This window comes from Xanthomonas sp. D-99 (assembly GCF_017746145.1).
Taxonomy (GTDB): Bacteria; Pseudomonadota; Gammaproteobacteria; order Xanthomonadales; family Xanthomonadaceae; genus Xanthomonas; species Xanthomonas cissicola.
The window spans coordinates 27,755-49,747 of sequence record NZ_JAGHWU010000029.1; the positions used below are offsets into that span (position 1 = coordinate 27,755).

Consider the following 21,993-nt stretch of genomic DNA (forward strand, 5'->3'; position numbering starts at 1 on the left):
TGCCGCCTTACATCGGCGGCACCGCGCCAGTCCGCGCGAAGCCCTCCACCAGGTGCACGATGCGCGCCTGCGATTGAATCAGTTGTAGCTCCGCCTGCAGCCGGTGCACGCCGTGTGTTACCTCGTCAGCACCGAGCGCCTCACGCAGCAACGCCGGCAACCCATCCAGATCGCGCAACCACCAGGCAGCACCAGCCACCTGCAGGCGGGCGGCGTGGTCGAACTGGTCGTAATCCAGCGGATAGACGATCGCCGGCAGTCCGGCGGCAAGGCAGGCGTAGAGAATGCCGGCACCGCCGTGGTGGATCACCAATGCGTAGCGGTGCAGATGCTGCGCGTAATCCACGTACGGCAGCCGCTGATAGTTGCCCTGCCCCGGCTGCAGCGGAGCGCCGGTGTCGCCGTCGCTGAAATGGAAGACCACCTCCGGGAACTGCGGCGCCAGCGCACGCAACACGCCCTCCATGCGCTGCTTGACCCATTGCAGATGCGTGCCCAGCGTCACCAGCACATGCCGGCGACCGTCGACGAAGGGGGGCGCCGTCACCGACGACGGCGGCGTGCATAACTGCGGCCCGACAAAGCGCACTGCCGTCGGCCAACGTTGCGCCAGCTCGAACGACGGGACTCCCAGGGCCAGGATGCACTGCGGCGAATACACCGCCTCGCTGCGATCGCTGCGATAGATCGCCGGCAACCCGCAAGCGCGCATCCGGCGCCGATAGCAACGGTGCAGAGTCCGCTTGAAACAACGCGTGAGCCGGCGCGCCGCTGCATGCCAGACACGCTGCAAGGGCGTGGTCGCAGGCAGCAACCCACCAAAGTAGGCGGGCGGCCCATCCGTGGTTTCGATCACGCACGGCGACGGCATGCTGGTCCACCAGGCAATGTCCATCGTCTGGGCGGCCAGTCCTGCGCTGGGCAGGGTGAAGTCGACGATCACCAGATCCGGCCGCCGCTTGGCGAAGCGCTGCTGTAGCGCTTCGCCAAGCTGTGCCATGAGCCCGAGTGCGCTGTGCAGCTGCCGACGCAGGCGCACCGGGTTGTGGCCCACTGCATGCGGCGGGTTGGCGATGGAAAGCAGCACGCGATCGGCATGCGCATCCAGCACGCTGGCAGCGGTGAGCCCACATGCCTCGATGCGCGCCTGCGCGGCAGGCGTGCTGATGACGCATACCTCATGCTGCGCCGCGAGTTGTTGCGCGATCGCCAGGATGGGATGCAGATGGCCGCTGTATGGCGGTGCGATCAGATCAATGCGCATGCGCTACGCCCTGTCGCTTCCGTTCGATCTGCGCGACAAAGCGCTGGCACTCGGCAAGCACCTCGGCGTTATGCAGGTACGCCATGTGTCCGCACGCAGGCCTGGCATCGACCTGCCCATCGAACAGTGCGCGAGAGATCCAGTCGCTGCGGCCCTGTACCACGCACAGCTGGCCGAACACGGCGGGCGCATCACACACCGGGCCGTACGCAAAAACCGCCAGACGTGCGCGCAGCGCATCCGGCAACCGCAATGCGGTCAATAGCTGCAGCCCGCAGCTGCCGGCAAGAAGCAGCGTCATCGGCCTCTGATCCAGCAGTGCATGCACACGCTTGCGGTCGGCCTCGGCAAGGCGGGCATGTCGGGCCGCAAGATACTGCCGCGCATTGGACAGGCTGGCACGCCACAACGGCGTGCGCCGGTGCGGCGCGCTATTGCGGCGGTACGGATAATTGCAATCCACCAACTGCCGGCCTGTGCCCTGCAGCTGTCGCAGAAATGCGCCCTGTTCCGTACTCAAGGCGCAGCTTGCCGGATCGCTTTGCCCGGTGAGAAAGGCGATCTGCAGCGGGCCCGACTCACTCCGCACGAAAGCACCCATCGGGAAACACACGGTAACGCCGCGTGCGCCAGCGGATGGTACGCACCAGCGCTGCGTGCAGCAGATGCAGCGGCTGCAGACATTCGGCGCATAGCGACAGCAGCAGGCGATGGCGAACGGCGCCGGTGACGCGCCATTGCACACCGCACAGCAGCAGCGCGCGTGCCAGCAAAACGATCAGCACGCAGAGTGCAGCCGGCCAGGTGTGCTGCACGCAAGCGCAGACCAGCATGGCCAGCAGCAGCACCGGCGGCAGCCCCTGCAACACGCCGATGGCGCTGCGTACGCGCAGGCGTTGACGGCCTAGCAGGATCGATGCGAACAGCATCCAGCGATGCATCTGGCGCACATATCCACGCAGGTCGGGCATGGCGGTACGCATCGCCACCGGCGCAATGGATTGCCAGAGCCGCCCGCCGCGGTCGCGCACCAGGGTCGCGAAGGCCAGATCGTCGGTCAGTTGCTCCAGCAATGCAGTAAAGCCACCCCAGCGGCGCAGTTGTTCGGTGCGCGCGGCATAGCACATGCCGTTGATGGTCAACGGCGCTGCGAATGGCAGCCAGCCCAGGTACGTGAGCGCGGCATTGTTGTTGACGAACTGCGCCAACAGGCGCCCGGCCAGCGTGGCGCCGTCGCGGTAATACGGCAGTGCGGTGACCACATCGGCATGCGCGAGGTCCAGCAACAGTTGCGACAGCGCACGGTCGCCAAGGTGCGCATCGTCGTCGAGAATCAGGCTCACAGGCGCATCGATGTGCGGCAGCGCGTAATCGAGTTTCCAGGCCTTGGGGTTGATGCCAGGTGGCGCCGGGGGCACCAGCATGCGCGCGATACGCAGCTGCGGATATAGCGCGACGACTGCATCGGCAGCGGCGTTTCCCGGGCCATCGTCGGCATCCAGCAACCAGACGAACTGCGCCTGCGGCAATGCCTGCACGTTGGCGGCAAGCACCTCTTGCAAATGCGCATCGCCACCAAGAATGGGCTGCAGGATCGCCACCTCGGCCGGTGTTGCAACGGCACTGTGCGCTGACCTCACCCGTTCGCCGCGCACGACCCACAGCGCGGCCGCCGTCTTGACCAGCAGCACGGCCAGATACAGCGCTGCCAGGATTGGGACGATCAGGTCCACTGTGCTGCCTGCCAGCGCACGAAGGCGTCCACACCCTCGTCCAGGCCAACACTGGGCGGGCCAAGATCGGCAAGCGTGCGGCGCGGATCGAAGGTCTTGGAATACGCGAACACGCCAACGCCGAAGCGCGTGATCGGCGGCTCGCCCCGCAGCCGCAGCCCGCGATATACCGCCTCCACCACGCTGGCCATGCGCAACGCGGTGCCGATGCGTACCTCGCGCCGTGGCAACGGCAGCTGCAGGCGCGCCAGCACCTCCAACAACACGTGCTGCAGGTCCACCGGTTGTGCGTTGGTGAGATTGTAGGCAGCCTGCAACTGCGGCGCGGTGGCCGCGCGGTACAGGTAATCGCACAGCGTATCGATATAGATCAGGTCGCCGATCACCGGCCGGGTCTGGCCGACGAAACGTGGCAACGCGCCCTTGCGCGCGGCGGCGATCACGCGTGGAAACAGCACCGTGTCGCCGGGCCCGAACACCGCACGCGGGCGCAGGACGCACTTCTGCCCCGGATAGGCATCGAGCAGGGTTTCGCCAAGATATTTGGTTTCTGCGTAAGTATTGACGAACGCCGGGCCGATCGGGCTGTCTTCGTCCAGATCGTATTGATGCGCTTCGCGATAGAACACCGAACTGGAGGAGACATACAGCAGGCGTGGGCAGCCGTTGCGTTTGCAGAAGTCGATGACATTGGCGGTGGCCTGGACGTTGTGCAGCTGGAACTGCGCACGCGTGCCCCATGGCGAGGCCAACGCAGCTGCATGAATCACCACATCCGGTTGCCAGTCCAGCGCAAACGCCCGGCTCAGGTCGATGCGATGGTAGTTGGGAAGATCGCTGGCGCGACGACCGATGCCTCGAATCTCGACACCTGGCTGCTCCTGAAAGCGCCGCAGGAACGCACCACCGACAAAACCGGACGCACCGGTCACAAGAATGCGCAGGCTCATCGCCACTCCGGTTGATAACGGTCAAGACTCGGCTGGCAATGCGAGGGCAGGATCGCCAGCTCCGGATGGGCGTGCGACAAGGCGTGCAAGCGATGCACGGTGCGCTGGAATGCGTACCAGTCGTGCATCAGCAGGCGCGTGGGCCAGGCCGGCCATTGCAGCGTGGCCCAGGTGGCCGAGGACCATACCGCGTCCGCACACAGCAACACCTCGCGGTCGTGCTGGTCGCGTACCCGTAGCCCCATCTGGCCGGGCACGTGTCCGGGTAGCGATACCGCGAGCACGCTGCCGTCCTCGAACAGATCGTAAGCCGGGCCGAGCCCCTGCCAGGCTCCAGTCAACGCGCGCTGCGGAGCCTGGTCGGCAAACTGCAGCCGCTGGTCGAAGTCGTCGGGCAGCAGCTGCGGCAGCAAGGCCCGGCGCAACCCGCCCACGCGCGAGCAGCTACGCAACTGCTGGTAGTCCGCGCGCAGGCACATGAAGCGCGCATTCGGCAGATCGCGCAGACCGCCGACATGGTCGGCGTGGAAATGCGAAATCAGACACCAGGCGATGTCATCCAGCGACACGCCGCGTTTACTCAACTGCGCGCCCAGGGTTTCGTCGACGGGCAAGTTTACTGGCGTGGTCCAGCGGTACAGGCGCTCCGGCCAGGGATCGGTGGCGCGGAAAAAATGCGCCGCGTAGCCGGTGTCGTACAACAGCGCGCCGCGCTGCGGATGCCGGATCAGCACGCTCAATGCGGGGAATTCCACCGCGTGCCAGTGACCATCGGCGCGCACCATGCGTTCGCAATGGCGACAGTGGCCCACGCGCAGCAGCTCGAGCGACACGCGTACCGGCATCAGTAGCGCAACACCATGCCGCCGATGGCAAGCCCTGCCCCGGTGCCAAGCAGCGCGAACAGATCGTCGCGCTGCAGGCCCAGCTCGACGCGTGCATGATGCAGCGCATGCGGCAACGACGCGGCAACCTGATTGCCGGTGGTTTGCAGGATGCGTACCACCTGATCGGGGCGCAGTCCCAAGGTCTGCACCACATGATCCAGGCCGCCGCCGGAGGCCTGGTGCGGCACCAGGCAGCGCAAGGCAGCAGTCGTGGTGCCGGCCTCGTGCAGCAGTTGTTCCCAGAACGCCGGCAGATGCCGCGCGGCGAAACGGTAGGCGCCGCGTCCGTCCATGCAGAACACGCGCGAAGCATCGGGCGCGCTGTCTTCGCCGTGCGGATAACGCGTGCCGCCGCCGCGAATGCGGCACAGCTCCGCGCCATTGCCATAACTGGACAGCCGGCTGGAGAGCAGCGCCGAGCCCTGCCCTGCGTCGCTGCGGCCAACGACCACTGCGGCTGCGCCATCGCCGAACAAGCCGGCCGTGGCCGGCGTCGCTGCATCCAGCCCGGCCGATGCGACTTCGCTGGAGACGATCAGCACGCGCTCGTACCGGCCTAGCGCCAGTGCGTTGGCCGCCATGTCCAGGGCCACCAGAAAACTCAGGCAGGTGGCATTGACGTCGAATGCGGGGACGCCCGAATCGCCGAGGCCGAGCGCGCGCTGGATCAGCACTGCCTGGCAGGGAATCGGCTGCTCCATGACGCTGCAGGCGGAGATCAGGCAATCGATCCGACTGGCATCGAGCCCGGCGCTGGCCAAGGCCTGTTGCGCAGCGGCTGCCCCCATCGACGCTGCGGTCTCGCCCTCGCCCACGTAATGGCGCGTCTGCACGCCCAGACGCGCGAACGTTGTTCCGGCCGGCAACTGCCAGCGCTCGTCCAACTGGTGCGATGTCACTTCCGTCGCCGGAACATGGCGCCCGGTGCCCAGAATGCGCAGCGGCAATGCGTTCAACGCGCAGCTCTCAAAACGTGAAGGCGCGCAGCATACCCTGGCCACATCGGCAGGCCCACCGCCATGCATGCCGATACACATCTAAGCGCAAGCACCGCGACGCACGCCGCGCAACAGCCGCCTGCCGCATCCATTGGATCGATGCCAGCTCCTGTGCTCGTGCTGCATGACACCCCTGGCGCACGCGGCGACATCGGCTCAAGGCGCTTCCACGGCATAGCCCAACGCCTGCAGGCGTGCCAGATAGCCGTCCGGCGCGGTCAGCCGGCTGATCGGCAGCACCGCAAAAGTGCTGCGATTGCGTTGCAACGCGGCGGTGGCGATGCCCAGCCAATGCTCGCGCATGCGCCGCTCCAGATCGTCGATGCCGCGTTTTTTTGCGGCACCAGAGCTGGCCATTGCGCCCATGCAGGCGGCCTGCGGGTCTTCGCGCGGCAGCTGACGCAAGGCCTCGATATCGCCCACCGACCAGGCATTGGCGCGCTCCACCATCGTCGGCAGATCGCGTTCCACCGTGACCAGAATGCTGCGGAAACACGCGGTATCGTCCATTCCTCCCGCACGGAATTCCCTGAGCGCCTGACGTGGATCCTTGATCTTGTAATCGAGCGCGGTCGGGGTCGGCTTGATCCCCGCGCGCTTGGCCGCGCGTTCCACCACCGGCCAAACCACCGGCGAACGGGCCAGGCCGGAGCGCTTGATTGCCGCCTGATACAACTCGCCGGCGGCCAGCATCGGGCGCTTGCGCTCCACGCCGCGGTCGCTGCCGAGATAGCGCGCCTTGGACACGCTCCAGCGCGCATACAGGTCGGCCGGCAAAATGTCGCGCAGCTCGCGTCCGTCTTCATTCTTCATCGCTTTCATGGCCGACGGCAGCAAGGTCAGCTTGCCGAAAAATCCCATGTCCGCATCCACCTGCACGGTTGGCGCCTCCAGCACCTGCTGGGACTGGCCGATGATGGTCTCCACTTCGGTCGACTGCCACTGCAGTCGCTTCGGCAACGGCGACAAGGTGCCCAGGATCCACAACACATGATCGCCCTTGCTGACCTTCCACAAGCCCGGCCCGGGCTGCACGCCGCGCACGACCATGGCCTCCAGATCCACCACTGCTGGTGCCGGCGCCGCCACCTTGGGCGGCGCAGCTTCACTGGCGGTCGCCAGCAGCGACACCAGCGTCAAACCCATTCCCCATCCTGCGACCTTGCATTGCATGGTGTGTCGCCCCCTGTCTGAGGCGGACAGTACGCCAAGCCGGCAGCAGCCGCGTTAGGGAAGCGTTCGGAACCGCAAGCGCCGTCGATGATTAGCGTGGCAGCAGCGTCGCCAGGTGTGCGGCCAACGGCGAGGCCTTGTCGAGCAGCGCAAATCCTTCCCAGACAAATCCCGGCGATACCGTGCATCCCACCAGGGTGAAATCGCCGAGCGAGCGTGCCGCCTGCCAGCAGCCTGCCGGCACCACATGCATCGGCTCGCCGCGTTCGGCGGCATCCACGATCACATGCTGCACTTGCTCGGTGCAGGTGTCGTAGATCAGCAGTTCCAACGCATCGCCGAGCTGCCAATGCCAGGTTTCTTCCGCATCCACGCGGTGCCATGCACTGCATTCGTCCGCACTCAGCAGGAAACGGATGGCGGTCATTGCCGGACGGGTCTGGCCGTTGTCGGTCACCTGACGTGCAGAGGCGTAGACGCGGCGATAGTGCCCGCCTTCCGGATGCGGGGCGAGGTCCAGCGAGCGGATCAGGGCGGCGGCGGTCGGATGCATGCGTGCATGCTAGGCCAGACGCATTCCCCCTGCATCAGGGTAGCTGCTTTCCTGCGCGCAGACAGGTGCGGAAGAACACCAGCAGATCCCAGCTATAGCGCTTGAGCAAACGGCGTGGCTCGTTGAGCAGCCGATACATCCATTCCATATGCAGGCCTCGCACCCACTCGGGCGCACGCTTGGCGGTGCCGGACAGGAAATCGAGCAACGCGCCCACGCCAAACACCAGCGGCACGCTCAGCGCATGGCTGTGGTCCAGGATCCAGCGCTCCTGCAGCGGGTTGCCGAACGCCACCAGCAGCACATCGGCACCGGAGCGATTGATGCGCTCGGCCAGGCCCTCGCCCGCGGCCGCAAATTCGCCATAACCGTCGCACATGCCGACCACCTGCTGCCCCAAGGTCCCGGTCAGCGTCGCCGCAGCGGTCTTGCCCACACCCGGACGGCCGCCCAGCAGAAAGAACTTCAGCGGCTGCGCGCTCTCGCGGCACAGATACGGAATCAGGTCGGTGCCATTGAGGTTGCCGGCAAAGCGGCGGCCGTGGATCAGCCGCGCAGCCAGATCCATGCCGATCCCGTCGTTGACGATACGCACGCTGGGCTCGCGCATGCGCATCCGTAGCGCCTGGCACTGCACGATGAAATTGGTATTGGCAAAGAACACCCGCCGCGGCTGGCGGGCGGCCAGCGCATGAAATAGATCCAGCGCGAAGGCTTCCTGCGTAGTGGACAACACCGGAAAGCCGCCTAACGGAATCACCACACCCGGCGGCGTGGCCCCGCTGGCAATCCCCGTTGTTTCCACATCCACGCGCTGGCCCTGCATCATCGAATCACCAAAGGTCGTAAGGGAAGGCAGCCAACAGTCCAGCCTGCAGCCTTTCCAGATCGAAATCGCCGTTGCCGCCCAGCTGCAGACACTCTTCCACGCTGTTGCCGGAATGCCATTGCATACGCCCGGTGCCGTTGTAGTAGTCGTCGTACTTGAAGCGATCTTCGCCGTTGCCCCAGTCCAGATACACCGCCGGGATTCCATAGGCTTCGGCAAGGATCAGGCCGTGCAGCGAGCTACTGATCACCAACTCGGCGCCAAGCAACGCGCTCATGAAGGTTGCGGGCTTGACGTTGGGAAATACCAGGTGGTCCTTGTACGCGCTGTACTTTTCGACCGGCTCGTTGAAGTGCGGAACGATGGCGAACGGGCGCTTGTTGATCGCGCCGAGCGCATCGGCCGGGAAGAACATCGGCGTCAGCAGCCCGGGATCGCCATACACTTCCGGCACTGCGATGCCGCGGTCAAGCAGAAACTTGCGCGTCTTCGGCCCACGCACCGCACGGACATCGAGCGTACGGAAGGTGTTGCGCTCGCCAGGAATCTTGCCGTTGATGCCACTACCCCAGACGGTGTCGCCGTCTTTGGCGAAGTGCAGTACCGAGCCGATCGCGATCAGCTTCTTGCTCAGATCCCGCTTCTCGATCAGCGTTTTGTCCTGCAACGACAGCACGCAGGAGACGATCACCTTGGACAGGTGATCTCCCATATTCACGCCAGCGTTCTTGGGCTGCCACCAGAACAGCGCACGACGTTCTGCATGTTCTATCCATTTCTGCAGCAAGGCGTTGGCCATAACGTATGAGTCTCCTAAAGAAAAAATGTGCGCCGCATCAGTGCGAAAACGCAGCCTCCGACGAGGTATGCACCGCTGCGCTTTGCCGTGGATACAACCGGGTTTCCGGATACGCACTGGGATCCAGCACGCGATCGGTGGTGTCGGACCAATTCAGGCACTGGCGATAACGCACGCGCGGTGCTTCCAGGGCGCGGCCGATTGCTGCAACGACAGAATCGGCGTTGCCCGGAGTGTAGCCGAAACGCGACTGATACGGCCCCACCACGGCATTCGGACACACAGCAGGCAAGCCGAAAAAGTCGTATTGCAACAACTTCATCGAACTGTCGGCCAGGTAGACCGGCACCTGCTCGGACGCATACGGCGCAATCCCGAACCGCGCGTGTTTGATGTAGCCAATGGTCTCGGCGTGTTTCATCTCGCCATAGACCACCACGTTATCGCCATAGCCTGGATGCCGGCCCATGCCCGAGCCGATCACATGAAACGTCACCTGCGGGAAGGCCTTGCTGGCAACCACGAAGAATTCCGGATCGAACAACATCGAACCGACGGCCACTGCGTGGATGCCCTCGCCGTACGGCGACGGGTCGCCGAGTTGATCCAGGTTGTGATCTACACCATGGCCAACGTGATAGACATTGTCGCGGCTGGCGATTTCTTCTGCCATTGCCGGCGATACCAGTGCAATCACATCGAGCTTGGGTGCCACGCGGTCGAACTCGCGTTCGATATACGACGCAACATTGATCGTGCTCAGTCCGTCTGACGCGCGGTACACCAGTTTGGCTGCAGGATTGACGCGCTTGGCCAGTTCGATGAAAGCGACCGCAATGCCGCTTTCGAACACGATCACATCCGCCTCGCGCATCCAGTCGAGTAACTGGCGCGGCGGATGCGCGGCATACCAGCGGAACATCGCATCCTCGACCGGCCGCAGCCACGGACGGCGCGTATTGAACGGATGCACGGTCGTGCGCCACAGATAACAGTCGACGCCCTTGTGCGAGACGACCGTGTTTGCGGTCTCGTCCAGCGGCAGCCGCATATCGCCCTTCATGCGCGACAACCGGCTGTAACGTAGCGAGAAGAACCGCGTGGTCCCGCGCAATGCCAGTTGATCGGTGATGAAGTGGATATTGGCGCGCCGGGGCGTGCGGTAATCGTGGGCGGACAAGACCAGATAGCAGGGCCGGCGGATGCCGGAAGCGGCGGCGGGTGTGTCGCTCATGGGCCGTGTCCTATGAATGAGTGAGAAAAAGCATGACCGACTGCAGGCGAAGACAATGTCGACTCATCGAGGTGCCTTGGCCTGCGTCAGCAGCTTGCGGATGTTGACGATGGCAACCACATCGCGGCGGAATGCAGGCCAGATCGCCAAGGCAAGCAGGCAAACGGCAAGCATCGTCACTGCGCCGACAGCCAGTTGCTCCCACAGCGGGCCGCCAACCGTGATGGAGGCGTAATACGCACTGCCACCCGCCACGCCGTAGGCGACCATGGCGCGCAGCGCATTGGTGAAGAGAGCTCCGACCGGCGCGTCTGAAATCTTGCCAATCCATAGCAGCGACAGCGGCCAGGTCACCAACAGACCGAACGAATAGCCGATCGCCACCCCCATCGCGCCCCAGCGCGAACCGACGAAAATGCAGGCAATCAGCAGCACGCGGCTGACCAGCGAATACACCAGTTGCGCGCGCATCAGTCCCCGCGCAAGGAATACCCAATACGTTGCATAGGCCGCCGTCTGGAAGATGCCGCCCAGTGTCAGCACCTGGAACAGCGGCACCGCCTCACGCCACTGCTCGCCCAGTACCAGCACGATCAGCGGCATCGCCAGTGCGCAGGCGAACGCGAACAGCGCGAAGATCAGGTGCACCATCACGGTCTGCCCGCGCAGCAGGAACGCGCTGAAGCGCTCGCGGTCGTCCTGCAGCTGCGACAACACCGGCAGCGCCACGCTGGTGGCAGGCGCATTGATCTGGTTCAACGGCATCATCAGCAACTGGAATGCGCGGTTGTACAAGCCCAGCGCGTCCGGTCCTGTCCGCCAACCGATGATCACCTGGCCCACGTTGCGACTGGCATACCCGAGCAACTGCGCCGCCATCAGGTTCCAGCCGAAACTCATGAAATCGCGCATCGGCGCCGAACGCTGGTAGCCACCCGGCAACCAACGCGCGCAGCTCGCGGCGATGATGAAATTGACACCGGCCTGCACCACCTGCTGTACCACCAGCGCCCAATAGCCCCAGCCCAGTAGCGCAGCAGCAACCGCTGCGCCAAGACCGAGCACCTGCGAGCCCACATCGCTTAGCGCCACCTGCCCGAAGCGCAGCCCGCGACTCAGGTGCGCGCGGTATTGCGTGGTCATGCCATTGATCAGGAAGGTCACCGCCAGCGCCTGGGAAATCGTCACCAGGGCCGGCTCTTTGTAGAAGTTCGCAATCAGATGCGCCGAGGCGAACACCACCAGCGACAGCGCCAGACCAATGCCGCTATTGATCCAGAACAGGTTGTCGCGTTGCTCGCGACTCACTTGCTTGGCTTGCACCGCTGCGGCCGACAGGCCGAAATCGCGCAGGATCTCGGCGGCGCCGACGATGGCAGTGACCATTGCCATCAGACCGTAGTCGTAGGGCGTCAACAAGCGCGCCAACAGAATGATGCCGCCGAACTGCACCACCATCTTGGCCGACTGGCCAAGCATGGTCACCGCTGCGCCGCCGGCGGCGCGCGACCCCAGACTGCGCTGTGGCGGTGGCGGCGGCGTGGAAGATGTCATCGTAGGTGTCTCTGCGGTCACAGCGCGGCGTCTCCATCCTTGCCCAGCGCTTCCAGATAGGTGCGGTAATGCAACTGCCCGATCCGCGGCCAGTCGCGCTGCGAGAGATCCGGCGCCGGGCCGCGCGGCGCAGCACGCACCTTGTCCAGCACGCCCGTCAGCAGCGCGGCATCGAACTCGCCTTCATACAGGAACACCCAACCGGGGCCGACTTCCTTGGCGATGGCCGCATTGGATTCGCTCCACGGCGCCAGCACCGGACGCGCCAGCGACAACGCCAGCAGCAACGTGCCGGAGTTATGCATCTGCCGATACGGCAATACCACCAGTTCGGCCGCGCTGACTTCGCGCGCCAGCACCGGCTCTTCCACATAGGCCAGCAAAGCGCTGATCCGCGGATCCTGCGCGCAGGCGTCCTCCACCAAGGTGCGCATCTGCGGCGTGGCCGGATTGCCGACGATACGCAGGCTGAGACGCGCATCGTTCATCCCGCGCATGACCTCCAGCAAGGTTTCGACACCTTTGTAGGGGCGAATCAGACCAAAGTGCAGCAGCCGCCCGGGCACCGTGCTGCCCTGCTCCATGCTCGCGAACCAGTCGCGATAATGGCCGTGCAGAATCGTATCGGTGAACGGCGGACGTGGCGGCGTGGTGGCATTGATGCGAATCCAGCGCCGCGTCAGCCGGTCGATCCAGCGCAGCAGGCTACGTTCGCGCCAGCCGCGGTCCTCATGCGGCGCAAGATTGTGCAGGGTGCGCACCACCGGCGTGCCGGTCAGCTGCAGCTTGAGCAACAACAGCGCAGCGCAGACCTGCTTGGCCAAGGTGCCGGCAGTGGTCGGATGGCGCAGCAGGTATTCGGGCCAGTGCAGATGCAACACGTCGTAACGCGACAGCAATGCATCGCGCATCGAAAAGAAACGCGGGTGCACTGCGGCAGGCAGCGCGTCGTAGAGCTGGGTCAGGTACGGGTTGGTGTTGGCATTGGGCTTTTCAGTGGAAAACAGCACCGTCACCTGCGGCTGTGTTGCCGCACGCGTCATTGACGCAGAAGCTGGCGCGCTCATCGCACAGCCTCCTGCACGCGCGGAATGCCCAACGCGTCGTGGTATTCGTCGACGTAGCGCCCGACCACGTGCTTCCAGTCATAGCGGCTCACATAGGCCATGGACGCCGAGCGACGGGTATCGAAATCGCTGTCGGACTGCAACGCAAGCGCCTGTACCTGATCTGCTGCCGCTTCGATCCTGTCGCGGTTGACGATCACGCCCTGGCCCGATTCGCTGGCAAGCCGCACGAATGGCGGAATATCGCTGAGGATTGGAATCAGGCCCGCGCTCATCGCTTCCACCGCCGCAATACCAAAGCCTTCATGCCGCGACAGGCACACGAAGAACTGCGCCTGCTGCATCAATGCGCGCAACTGCTCCTGCGAGGGCGACATGCTCAGCTGCACCTTGTCCTGCAGCCCGCGCTCGGCGATCGCCTTGCGCAGATCCGCCTCGTTCAGATCGTATTCGCGGCCGGCAATGATCAACCGCCATTGCGGGTCGCGCTTGAGCGCCGCCTGCAACAACTCCAGGGTTTCGATCAGCCCCTTGTTGACCGACCAGCGCCCGAAATACAGCATGGTCCGGCCGGGCGTGGTCGCCCCCTGCCCTGCATATTTTTCTACGTCCACACCGTTTTCGATCACCCGTAGCCGCGCCGGTGCCACCACCTTGGCGAACAGATCGCCATCGTTTTCGCTGGTGGCGATCACCCGTGCATAAGCCAGTGCCGAGGTGCGCGTGAGCGTTTGAAACCACAGCTGCTTCATGCGCGATGCGTAGGCGGTATGGAAAAACCCGCCGTGCGTGGACACCACCATCGGCTTGCCGTGCAGCGGCTTGGTCAATGCCAGATAGTCGTAAAAAAAGTCGATGCCATGCAGATGCACGACATCGGCCGAACGAATCGCACCAAGCACCGAGGGCGCCAGCGGGTAGCGCGACGAGCCGCGATAGCCAATCCGCCGGATCGACAGCCCTTGATGCGTGTCCTGCGCCGCAAGCTGCGCACCCGGATCGGTGAACACACGATCCAGCGTCACGACCTCGACCGTATCGGCGCTCGTGGCTTGGTGTTGGCGGGCAACATTGAGAACGACCTCTTCCATGCCCCCGATCGAAGGATGGAATTGGCGGACGACATGCACCACTTTCATTACGCCACTCTCCTTTGCCAGCGGCGCGCACTCAGTTGCTGCGACGGCTGATGATTCTGAAAATTCGTCATTTGCGTTTCAACCCCAGCATCCACGGCGCCATCGGCACCAGGACCGCGCGCATCGGCACGCTTGCAGCAATCGCGAACGCGCTCAGCCCCAACGCCCAGGCAGGTGTGCCGATTGCGCTGCGTGCGATCAGGCCCGTACGCGCAACCACGCTGGTGGTCACCAAGAAAACCAGGGTATGCGTGCACAGAATCAGCAAGGTGTTGGTACCGATCCATTGCACCCAGCGCAGACGCCGAATGAAATGGGCGAGGCAAAACGTCATCGCCGTTCCGAGCAGACTGACCAGCAGGAAGACGGCAGCCGACTGCCCGAACTGCAGGTTGTTCACGTCCACCTGCCCGTTCCACCGGGCCAACCACCACCACAGTGCGGCCAGCGGCAACAAGGCAAGTGCCCACACCTGCGCGCGCAGCGATCGCAACGCATCGGCGAACCGCGATAGCCAACCGCCAAAGGCAATGAAGAACAGCGCGACCGGCAGCACATCCAGCGCGAGCGGCAAACGCTGCTGCAGCGAAGGGAACCACCCCGCCCACGCCAGTGCTAGTAGCAGACTGATCGCCGCCACCGCGGCCGCACTCAATCGCGCACGCAACGCGATGTAAGCCAGCGTTGTGACAAATAGCGCGGGCAAAAACCACAGCGCGGGAAGCACATACAGGCGTGACCCATTGGCCCACAGCAATCCCGTGAGCGGGTGCCACCACGGGCGCGTCTGCGGATGCCCCGCATGCCCGTCGATCGCAGCAGTCAACAGCCACAGCGCATAGGCGACCATGAAAAAAGCGAGGTACGGCACGAGCAATGTGCGCGCCAGCTTCGCGACGGATGCCGCCGTCAACGCCCGATGTCCAAAACGCTCGCCAACCCAGCCCGACAACACGAAAAACAGCGGCACATGGAAGCTGTAAGCGAACAGCTTGTACGCTGGCGGCATGCCGCTGGCATGGCCCAGCACCACCAGCGCGATGGCCAGCGCTTTGGCGGCGTCGATCTGCCAATCGCGCGTCAGCGCAGGCGCCGCGTTGGCGTCCGCGAGGTCATGCGCACGCATATCGTGTGGTGAAGAGAATCCGCTTGTCATGCCAAAGCGCCGCTCATGCCGCCACCGGGCGCGCACCCAGCGCCCACGGGGCGAAGCGCATCAGGATCCAACGCAGCGGCACGCTGGCGGCCAATGCGAACAGCGTGACGAAGATCGCCCAACCAAGCCCCGGACGTGCGCCGCCCAATCCACCAGCCAAGGCCGCGACACCGGACAGCACGAAGAACACCAACATGTGCGTACAGAGAATCAGCAAGGTGTTGCGGCCGATCCACTGCAGCCACGCCCATCTCTGCACCAGCCGCGCCGCGCAGATCACCATCAACGAACCAAGCAACGCGCTAACCAGGAACAGCGCGTAATTGTGTCCGAACTCGAGCATGTTGACGTCGATTCGCCCATTGGCCTGGGCCAGCCAGGCCACCGCCAATGCCAACACGACCGTTGCCAGGGCGCTGCCGGCCAAGGATGTCGGCAGGCGTGGCGAGAGGTAGATCAGCAAGGCGCCCAATGCGTAAAAGCATAACGACACCGGTAGCACGTCCAAACCGAAAAAAATCCGCACGTGCTGGGCCGGGACCCAGTTCATCCAGAACCATGCCACGATCAATGCCAGCCCTGCGATCAGGATCGGCGACATCAGGCGGCGCAAGACCATGTAACTCACCACGGTCACCAACATGACGGGCAGAAACCACAGCGGAGGCTGCACATACAGGTCCGGGCCGACACCGGTAAACATCGCCACGATGGGCTCCCACCACGGGTGACTTCCCCAGCGCGCAGCCTTCTCGCCGATATTGCGGGTCAGCAACCAGTAGACATAGCCCAGCAGATAAAAGGTGACGTATGGCAGGAGCAGGCTACGTGCCTGCTTGCTGATCGTCTGCGTCAAGCCGGTATTGCGCGACGCATAGCCGGCTGCCAGCCAACCGGATACCAGGAAAAACAGCGGCACGTGGAAGCTGTAGGCGAACAAGGTCATGCCATGCGGGACGCCCTTGGCATGACAGAACACCACCAGCAGGATCGCGATGGCCTTGGTGGCATCGATGCGCGGGTCGCGGACGCGACCGCTGGTCGTGAGCTGCGCGTCGGCGGCCGGCAGAGCCGACGGCGACGCCGGCATTGTCGACACGCTCATCGTGCCGCTCCCGCAGGCGATGGCAACTGCGCGCCATCTGCCGTTGGATCGTCCTTGATCGAGGCAGTCTGCGTGCCGGACGCAGACCAGGTCGGCAGCATGTGCCACATGCAACCACAGACGAACCACCACAACGCCGAGGTCTTGATCGAGAAGTAGCCGTTGGAAACAAGCAGGCTCAATGCGAACGCAAAGATCGCCAGGTTCTTGAAGAGCTGCCCTTCCTTGCTCGGCATCAGCAGCAGAAACGAATAGGCCAGCAGGAAGGCCAGCACGCCCACGATCGATTGCGATGCGATGAAGTACGAAATGCCACTGTCGAAGTAACGATACGCCTGTGCAAAATCCAGCCCCATCCACGACTCGAACGACAGGTTATTCATCGAATAAACGGTGAAGAACACACGCCCCATCGTGGTGTCCTGGTACGCGGTGATGCCCGTGACCCAGACCAGCAGCCATGCGCTCATGATCACCAGCAGAAACACCAGGAAGGCCAGCCGCTGATCCAGCCGCTTCAATAGCGGCGTCAGCAGCACCATCAAGACACAGGTGCCCGCCGCCAATCGTCCGTCCGAGGCGACGATCATGAAGCCGATCAACCCTACCGACAGGATCAGTGCCGCCGGTCGCATCCAACGCCAGAACACCAGCACGATCGCGGTGAAAAAGCAGATGTAATTGCCCATCGTCACCGGCTCGATGAACATCGAGGAGGCGCGCGGCAGATTGGAGCCCGGCAGGAAGTTACGCTCGCCCGGCCGGGTGGCGCTGACGAACAGATTACTGTCTTCGTTCCAAAAGCCCTCGGCGCTCATGCCGCGCGCGTTGACGAAGAAACTCTTTGGATTGATCAGATCGCCGTATTTGACTGGCATCGCCAGCTCGAATGCTGCCACCAGCGAAACGATGACGGTCATGCGGATAAACAGCTTGGGCACCGAGCCGGTGTAGGCAGAGCCAAGCACGACGAAGGCGAACACCACCAGGGCGTCGCGGAAAAACTTGGGATCGATCTGCCAGTTCACCAAGAACCGCACGAACATCAGCGTGACGATCAACCCGAGTCCACTGACGATCAGGGCGATCCGCTTGCGGCTCAACGAGCCCATGCCAAGCAGGAAGCAAGCCGCGTAAACCATGAACTCGACCGCATAGGTGATCACCGGTCGCACGGTGAACACGTTCGCGTTGATGAACGCCAGCACCAGGTTGTAACCCACACCGACCAGCAACGTCAGCTCGATCAACAGGTTATGCCAGCGCACGCGAGTTTCCGCGCTCATTCGAATCAGCATGCACATGCCTGCCTGAAAAGGGCGGCTGCGATGCAGCCGCCCGCGGCGCCGGACGCGCCAGTTCGCACGCTCCCCGCCGTCATCAGTACGCGGTCTTCTGTCCGAGGACGCGTACAGCGGTCAGCACGATGATGCGGATATCCAGCCACAACGACCAACGGCGGATGTAATCGAGGTCGTACTGGATACGCTTTTTCATCGTCCGCAGTTCCGGGGTTTCGCCACGGAAACCGTTCACCTGCGCCCAACCGGTGATGCCTGGCTTGACGTAGTGACGCTGCATGTAATGGTTGATCAGCTTTTCGTAGTGCGTGTTGTGCTGCGCAGCGTGCGGACGCGGCCCGACGATTGACATGCTGCCACCCAGCACGTTGAAGATCTGCGGCAATTCGTCCAGGCTGCTGCGGCGCAGGAACGCACCGAAACGCGTGATACGTGCGTCGTTCTTGGTCGCCTGCTGAATCGTCGTGCCATGGTCGTCGTGCACACGCATCGAGCGGAACTTGAACATGTAGAACTCACGGCCACCCAGTCCATGACGGCGCTGGCGGAAGAACACCGGGCCCGGCGAGCTCAACTTGACGCCCACTGCAATGGCGGCCATCAGCGGCCACAGGCCAAGCAGCGCGATCACGGCCAGGATCTTGTCCTGCAACGCCTTGGCCACCACGAAGTAATTGTCGCGGTCCACACCACCCTGACGCAGATTGATCACCGGCACGTTGCCGATCTGTTCGCCGGACTGATTGAGCAGACCGAAATCGAACAGGTCAGGCACCAGCTTGACGTTGATCGGGTAACGGTCCAGGCGCTGCAACAGCTGCTTGATGTGGTCGCGTTCGCCCAGCGGCAGCGAGATCCAGACCTGTTCGACCTGATTTTCCTTCAGATAGTCGATCAACGCGTCCGGCTCGCCCAGGCACGGCAGCGACTGACGCTGTTCGGTCACGGCGATGTCGTAGGGAGTGCGGAAATAACCGACCAGGTTCATGCCGACCCACGAGTTACGGCTCAGGTAGTGGTTGATCTTCATCACCGGGTGGCGCAGCCCCACCACCACCACGCGTTGCACGTCCACGCCTTGGGTACGCAGATGGTTCAGAAAGCCACGCAGCACCGTGCGTGCAGCCACCAGCGAGGCCAGGCCGCCGACGAACCACAAGCCGATCCAGCCGCGCGACACCTGCTCGCCCACCTGCACGATCAGCGCATGCACGGCAAACAGCGCGAACACGCCGCCGAATGCACCGCCCAGCACCATCAGTTCGCTCAACAAGCCACGGCCGCGCCAGCTGCGGTACAGCGGAAACAGCGCAAAGCAGATGACCGAATACAGCAACGTTGTGGCGATCGCCAGCCGATACGGCGCTGCCGGCACCCAGGAACCAAACACGATGCGGTAAGCGACCAGACCGGACACCACAACCATGGTCAGGTCGAACACGCGCAGAACCAGATCGGCCGCAGCCGAATATTTGGACAACAATCGCGGCGAGGAAGTTGTGTAGGTCGCGCTACTCAAGTCTGCCAAAAGCATGGGGATGTCCTCCAAACTCGATACGACGCATGCGGGGGAACATACGAATCGCACGCGAGCTTTCAATCATCTCCGCCAAGCGATCACCGCGGTAAACCTACCGACCCCAGATCACTCGACAGCCCTTTGTTTCAACAGAGACAAACTTTCAAACGAAGGAGCCCGAAACATACGGGATCCCACCTTTTCCACGCTGAATCAGTTGTCACTTTAATTAACCATCGTTTTGCAACATCACGATGTCAGTTCAGCCGCGTTTCCTGGCCATTGACGCGCAAGAAGTACCGCACGAGCGCCACAGCCAAGCCTAGGAATACGCCAAAGATCAGGCCCAAGGCGAGGTTCAATTTCAGTTTCGGCGAAGTCTTCGACGTAGGCACATCTGCGGTATCGACGATGGTCACGTTGTTGGCGCCGACATTGCCTGCCACGCCGATTTCCTTGTAGCGCTGAAGAAGCGCATCGTAGAGTTGACGGTTGGTGTCGACGTCGCGCTTGAGCATGTTGTAACGAATGCTGCGGCCCTGCAGATCCAGCTCGTTGTTCCGCAAACCGGCGATGCGCTCGTTGAGCAAGTCCTCTTGATGCACGGACGCATCGTAGGTCGCCTTCAGCGACTGGCGCACGTTGACGACCTCGCCGTTGATCTGCCGACGCGACTCTTCGATTTGCGCCTTCAGACGCTGCATTTCCGGGTAGTCCGGCTTGAAGGTCGATAGCTTTTGTTGGTATTCGGCGGTGAGACGCACCTGCTCGCTACGCAGGCTCTGGATCAACGGACTGCTGAGCACCTGCGGCAACGACATGCCATCGCCACTGGATGCCTGGCGCCAGGCGGCCTCGGCCTTGATACGGGCATCCTGCGCAGAAGCGAGCAAGGCGTTGAGATCGGTCAGGTTCTGCGCCGGCAACGAAGGTTTGTCGTCGCCCACCGACACAATCTGCTCGTCGGTCGAGTACGCAACCAGCGACTTTTCAGAGTCTTCGACCTTGCTGCGCAACTGCTCCAGTCGCTCGGCAAGGAACTTGGTCGCAAACGAGGACGCCTTCATGCGGCGTTCCTGCGTACTGATGATGAACATCTTTGAATACGTGTTGGCGATCTTGGCCGACAACACCGGGTCCGGCGAATCGTAATTGACGTAGACCAGGCGCGAATTGAGGATGGGCTCGACCACCAGACCGGCCAGCAACGTGTCGGTAAGGCTGCGCTCGACGATCGCCTGACGCGAATCGACCGATTTCCCCGCTTCGGGATTCTTCGCCGCGGCCTTCTCCAGCGCCTCGTCCACCTGGTCCTTGAACGCCGGCTCCTTGTCGAGCTTGGCTTCGCGGATCACGGCACGTGCCAGCGAACGGCTCTGCAGCAACTGATACTGGGTCTGGTAGAAGTCGCGATCCTGCGGCGACTCCACCGGCATCAGGTTGTCGACATTCACCACGTTCAGCGAATCGCGTTCGATCTGCAGCGTGCTGGTCGCGCGGTACTTCTCCGGCATGAGCAACGTGATGGCCAGCGCCAGCAGCAATGCCGCCAGTGCGATCGCGATAATCAACCAACGCTGCGATACCAGGGCGCGCCAGTAATCGAGCAACCCCACATCGGCAAGTTCGAGATGCCCATGACGCTGAGACGAAGAGGAACGATTGTCGGAATTCATGCTCATCGGTAAGCGCGCCACACCATCACAAGAGGAGTCAGTTCGAGCATGGTGCGCAACCACACGCGCGCATCCGAGCGGTACACCACGACGATGTCGCCGCCATAAATCTCAGGATCCGGATTGGTCCCCTTCTCGATTTCGGTCAGGTCGAACCGCGCGAGCATCTTCTGCCCGTTGACCATGCGAAACACGATGACGTTGCCGCGGCTGGCGACCGTACTCACACCCTTGGCCTGCGCAATGGCTTGCTGCAAGGTCAGGTTGGCGCCGATCACCGGATAAATGCCCGGCTCGTCGACCGCCCCGGTCACGGTGACGCGACGGCCGTTGGACTCCTGCACGAACACCGACACCTGCGGATTTTGCAGATAGCCGTTGCGATACCGGTCGGCCACCATCTTTTCCAGCTCACCGACGCCCATGCCGGCCGCATTCACATCGCCAATGAGCGGCAACGAAATGTGGCCGTTCTGATCGATACGGACCTGCCGCTCCAGATCGTCGATCTGGAAGACCTTGACCAGCAACAGGTCGCCTGGCGAAAGCCGATACTCGGGCTGCACTGCCGACATTGCGAGCGCGTCAGGCAGCGGCAACGAGGTCGCCATGTCCTTACCGGTGCTGCAAGCGCCCAGTGTCATCGAGCAGATCAACGCCAGGCTGAGCGCCTGACAAAATCGTCCGATCAGTTTCTTCATGCGTGTGGCTGGCTGCCTCGGTTGGGTGGGACAGGAGCTCGCGCAGCATTCAACCGGCCAAACGCGCCAGCACGAACGTACGACAGAAGATTCATCCCGGGACATCGGGATCACGACAGGTGACGCGTGTTGCACTGCACTATCGCACAGAAAAATCGCACCGCAAGAGACCGCACGCCATTTTTTTGACAGCGTTGGCCTATTGATTCAAGTTCGTCGATATCGCGTTAACGAACCGTGATCCACGTTTGAATCTGGACAAAATGTTTCGGAGTGTTTTCGGACACTTAGGGAAGGTCTGAACAACGAGACCTGACAGGGCGGAAGGTGGCGTCGTTCCGAAGAGTGGCTGTGG

The 21,993-nt window shown here is 63.2% G+C and carries 20 protein-coding genes; all 20 read right to left on the minus strand.

Features of this window, described 5'->3' with window-relative positions:
• Positions 1-7: 7 nt before the first annotated feature.
• Complete coding sequence (locus tag J7360_RS12610; RefSeq protein ID WP_209033989.1) at positions 8-1,264, minus strand: glycosyltransferase; 1,257 nt, start codon at positions 1,262-1,264, stop codon at positions 8-10.
• Positions 1,254-1,865: a hypothetical protein gene (locus J7360_RS12615; RefSeq protein WP_057661232.1), complete on the minus strand. Its 612-nt coding sequence runs from the start codon at positions 1,863-1,865 to the stop codon at positions 1,254-1,256. Before J7360_RS12615 ends, J7360_RS12610 begins: the two co-directional genes overlap by 11 nt.
• Complete coding sequence (locus tag J7360_RS12620) at positions 1,843-2,997, minus strand: glycosyltransferase (protein ID WP_042675674.1); 1,155 nt, start codon at positions 2,995-2,997, stop codon at positions 1,843-1,845. The genes J7360_RS12615 and J7360_RS12620 overlap by 23 nt, the downstream gene beginning before the upstream one ends.
• Complete coding sequence (locus tag J7360_RS12625; protein WP_089096568.1) at positions 2,988-3,947, minus strand: NAD(P)-dependent oxidoreductase; 960 nt, start codon at positions 3,945-3,947, stop codon at positions 2,988-2,990. Before J7360_RS12625 ends, J7360_RS12620 begins: the two co-directional genes overlap by 10 nt.
• A complete protein-coding gene (locus J7360_RS12630; protein WP_022559455.1) occupies positions 3,944-4,792 on the minus strand; it encodes an MBL fold metallo-hydrolase in 849 nt (282 codons plus the stop codon). Before J7360_RS12630 ends, J7360_RS12625 begins: the two co-directional genes overlap by 4 nt.
• Positions 4,792-5,859, minus strand: a complete 1,068-nt coding sequence (locus J7360_RS12635; protein WP_007974706.1) for a 3-oxoacyl-[acyl-carrier-protein] synthase III C-terminal domain-containing protein — start codon at positions 5,857-5,859, stop codon at positions 4,792-4,794. Before J7360_RS12635 ends, J7360_RS12630 begins: the two co-directional genes overlap by 1 nt.
• A 129-nt stretch (positions 5,860-5,988) precedes the next feature.
• A complete protein-coding gene (locus tag J7360_RS12640; RefSeq protein ID WP_057661229.1) occupies positions 5,989-7,005 on the minus strand; it encodes a TraB/GumN family protein in 1,017 nt (338 codons plus the stop codon).
• A gap of 91 nt (positions 7,006-7,096) precedes the next feature.
• A complete protein-coding gene (locus tag J7360_RS12645; protein WP_057661227.1) occupies positions 7,097-7,558 on the minus strand; it encodes a cupin domain-containing protein in 462 nt (153 codons plus the stop codon).
• Positions 7,559-7,592: 34 nt separating this feature from the next.
• Positions 7,593-8,387 (minus strand): WecB/TagA/CpsF family glycosyltransferase, encoded by a 795-nt coding sequence (locus J7360_RS12650; protein ID WP_057661225.1) that lies wholly within the window; start codon positions 8,385-8,387, stop codon positions 7,593-7,595.
• A gap of 4 nt (positions 8,388-8,391) precedes the next feature.
• Positions 8,392-9,186, minus strand: a complete 795-nt coding sequence (locus J7360_RS12655; protein ID WP_057661222.1) for a polysaccharide pyruvyl transferase family protein — start codon at positions 9,184-9,186, stop codon at positions 8,392-8,394.
• 37 nt (positions 9,187-9,223) lie between these two features.
• Positions 9,224-10,420, minus strand: coding sequence for a glycosyltransferase (locus J7360_RS12660; RefSeq protein ID WP_057661220.1), 1,197 nt, complete (start codon positions 10,418-10,420; stop codon positions 9,224-9,226).
• A 63-nt stretch (positions 10,421-10,483) separates the two neighbouring features.
• Complete coding sequence (locus J7360_RS12665) at positions 10,484-11,974, minus strand: lipopolysaccharide biosynthesis protein (protein ID WP_057661218.1); 1,491 nt, start codon at positions 11,972-11,974, stop codon at positions 10,484-10,486.
• A gap of 17 nt (positions 11,975-11,991) precedes the next feature.
• Complete coding sequence (locus J7360_RS12670; RefSeq protein ID WP_057661216.1) at positions 11,992-13,041, minus strand: glycosyltransferase; 1,050 nt, start codon at positions 13,039-13,041, stop codon at positions 11,992-11,994.
• Positions 13,038-14,180, minus strand: a complete 1,143-nt coding sequence (gumH, locus tag J7360_RS12675) for a GDP-mannose:cellobiosyl-diphosphopolyprenol alpha-mannosyltransferase (RefSeq protein WP_005920309.1) — start codon at positions 14,178-14,180, stop codon at positions 13,038-13,040. The genes J7360_RS12670 and gumH overlap by 4 nt, the downstream gene beginning before the upstream one ends.
• 67 nt (positions 14,181-14,247) lie before the next feature.
• The gene (locus J7360_RS12680; protein WP_209033995.1) at positions 14,248-15,306 is read right to left on the minus strand and encodes an acyltransferase family protein; all 1,059 of its coding nucleotides are present in this window, start codon (positions 15,304-15,306) and stop codon (positions 14,248-14,250) included.
• A 43-nt stretch (positions 15,307-15,349) separates the two neighbouring features.
• Positions 15,350-16,441, minus strand: coding sequence for an acyltransferase family protein (locus J7360_RS12685; RefSeq protein ID WP_057661214.1), 1,092 nt, complete (start codon positions 16,439-16,441; stop codon positions 15,350-15,352).
• The gene (locus J7360_RS12690; RefSeq protein WP_209033991.1) at positions 16,438-17,727 is read right to left on the minus strand and encodes a polysaccharide biosynthesis protein GumE; all 1,290 of its coding nucleotides are present in this window, start codon (positions 17,725-17,727) and stop codon (positions 16,438-16,440) included. Before J7360_RS12690 ends, J7360_RS12685 begins: the two co-directional genes overlap by 4 nt.
• Before the next feature lie 94 nt (positions 17,728-17,821).
• Entirely contained in the window at positions 17,822-19,276 is a 1,455-nt protein-coding gene (locus tag J7360_RS12695; RefSeq protein ID WP_005920304.1) for an undecaprenyl-phosphate glucose phosphotransferase, read from the minus strand.
• A 242-nt stretch (positions 19,277-19,518) separates the two neighbouring features.
• Positions 19,519-20,958 (minus strand): GumC family protein, encoded by a 1,440-nt coding sequence (locus J7360_RS12700; RefSeq protein WP_087945331.1) that lies wholly within the window; start codon positions 20,956-20,958, stop codon positions 19,519-19,521.
• Positions 20,940-21,638, minus strand: a complete 699-nt coding sequence (locus J7360_RS12705; RefSeq protein ID WP_209033993.1) for a polysaccharide biosynthesis/export family protein — start codon at positions 21,636-21,638, stop codon at positions 20,940-20,942. The genes J7360_RS12700 and J7360_RS12705 overlap by 19 nt, the downstream gene beginning before the upstream one ends.
• Positions 21,639-21,993: the final 355 nt, after the last annotated feature.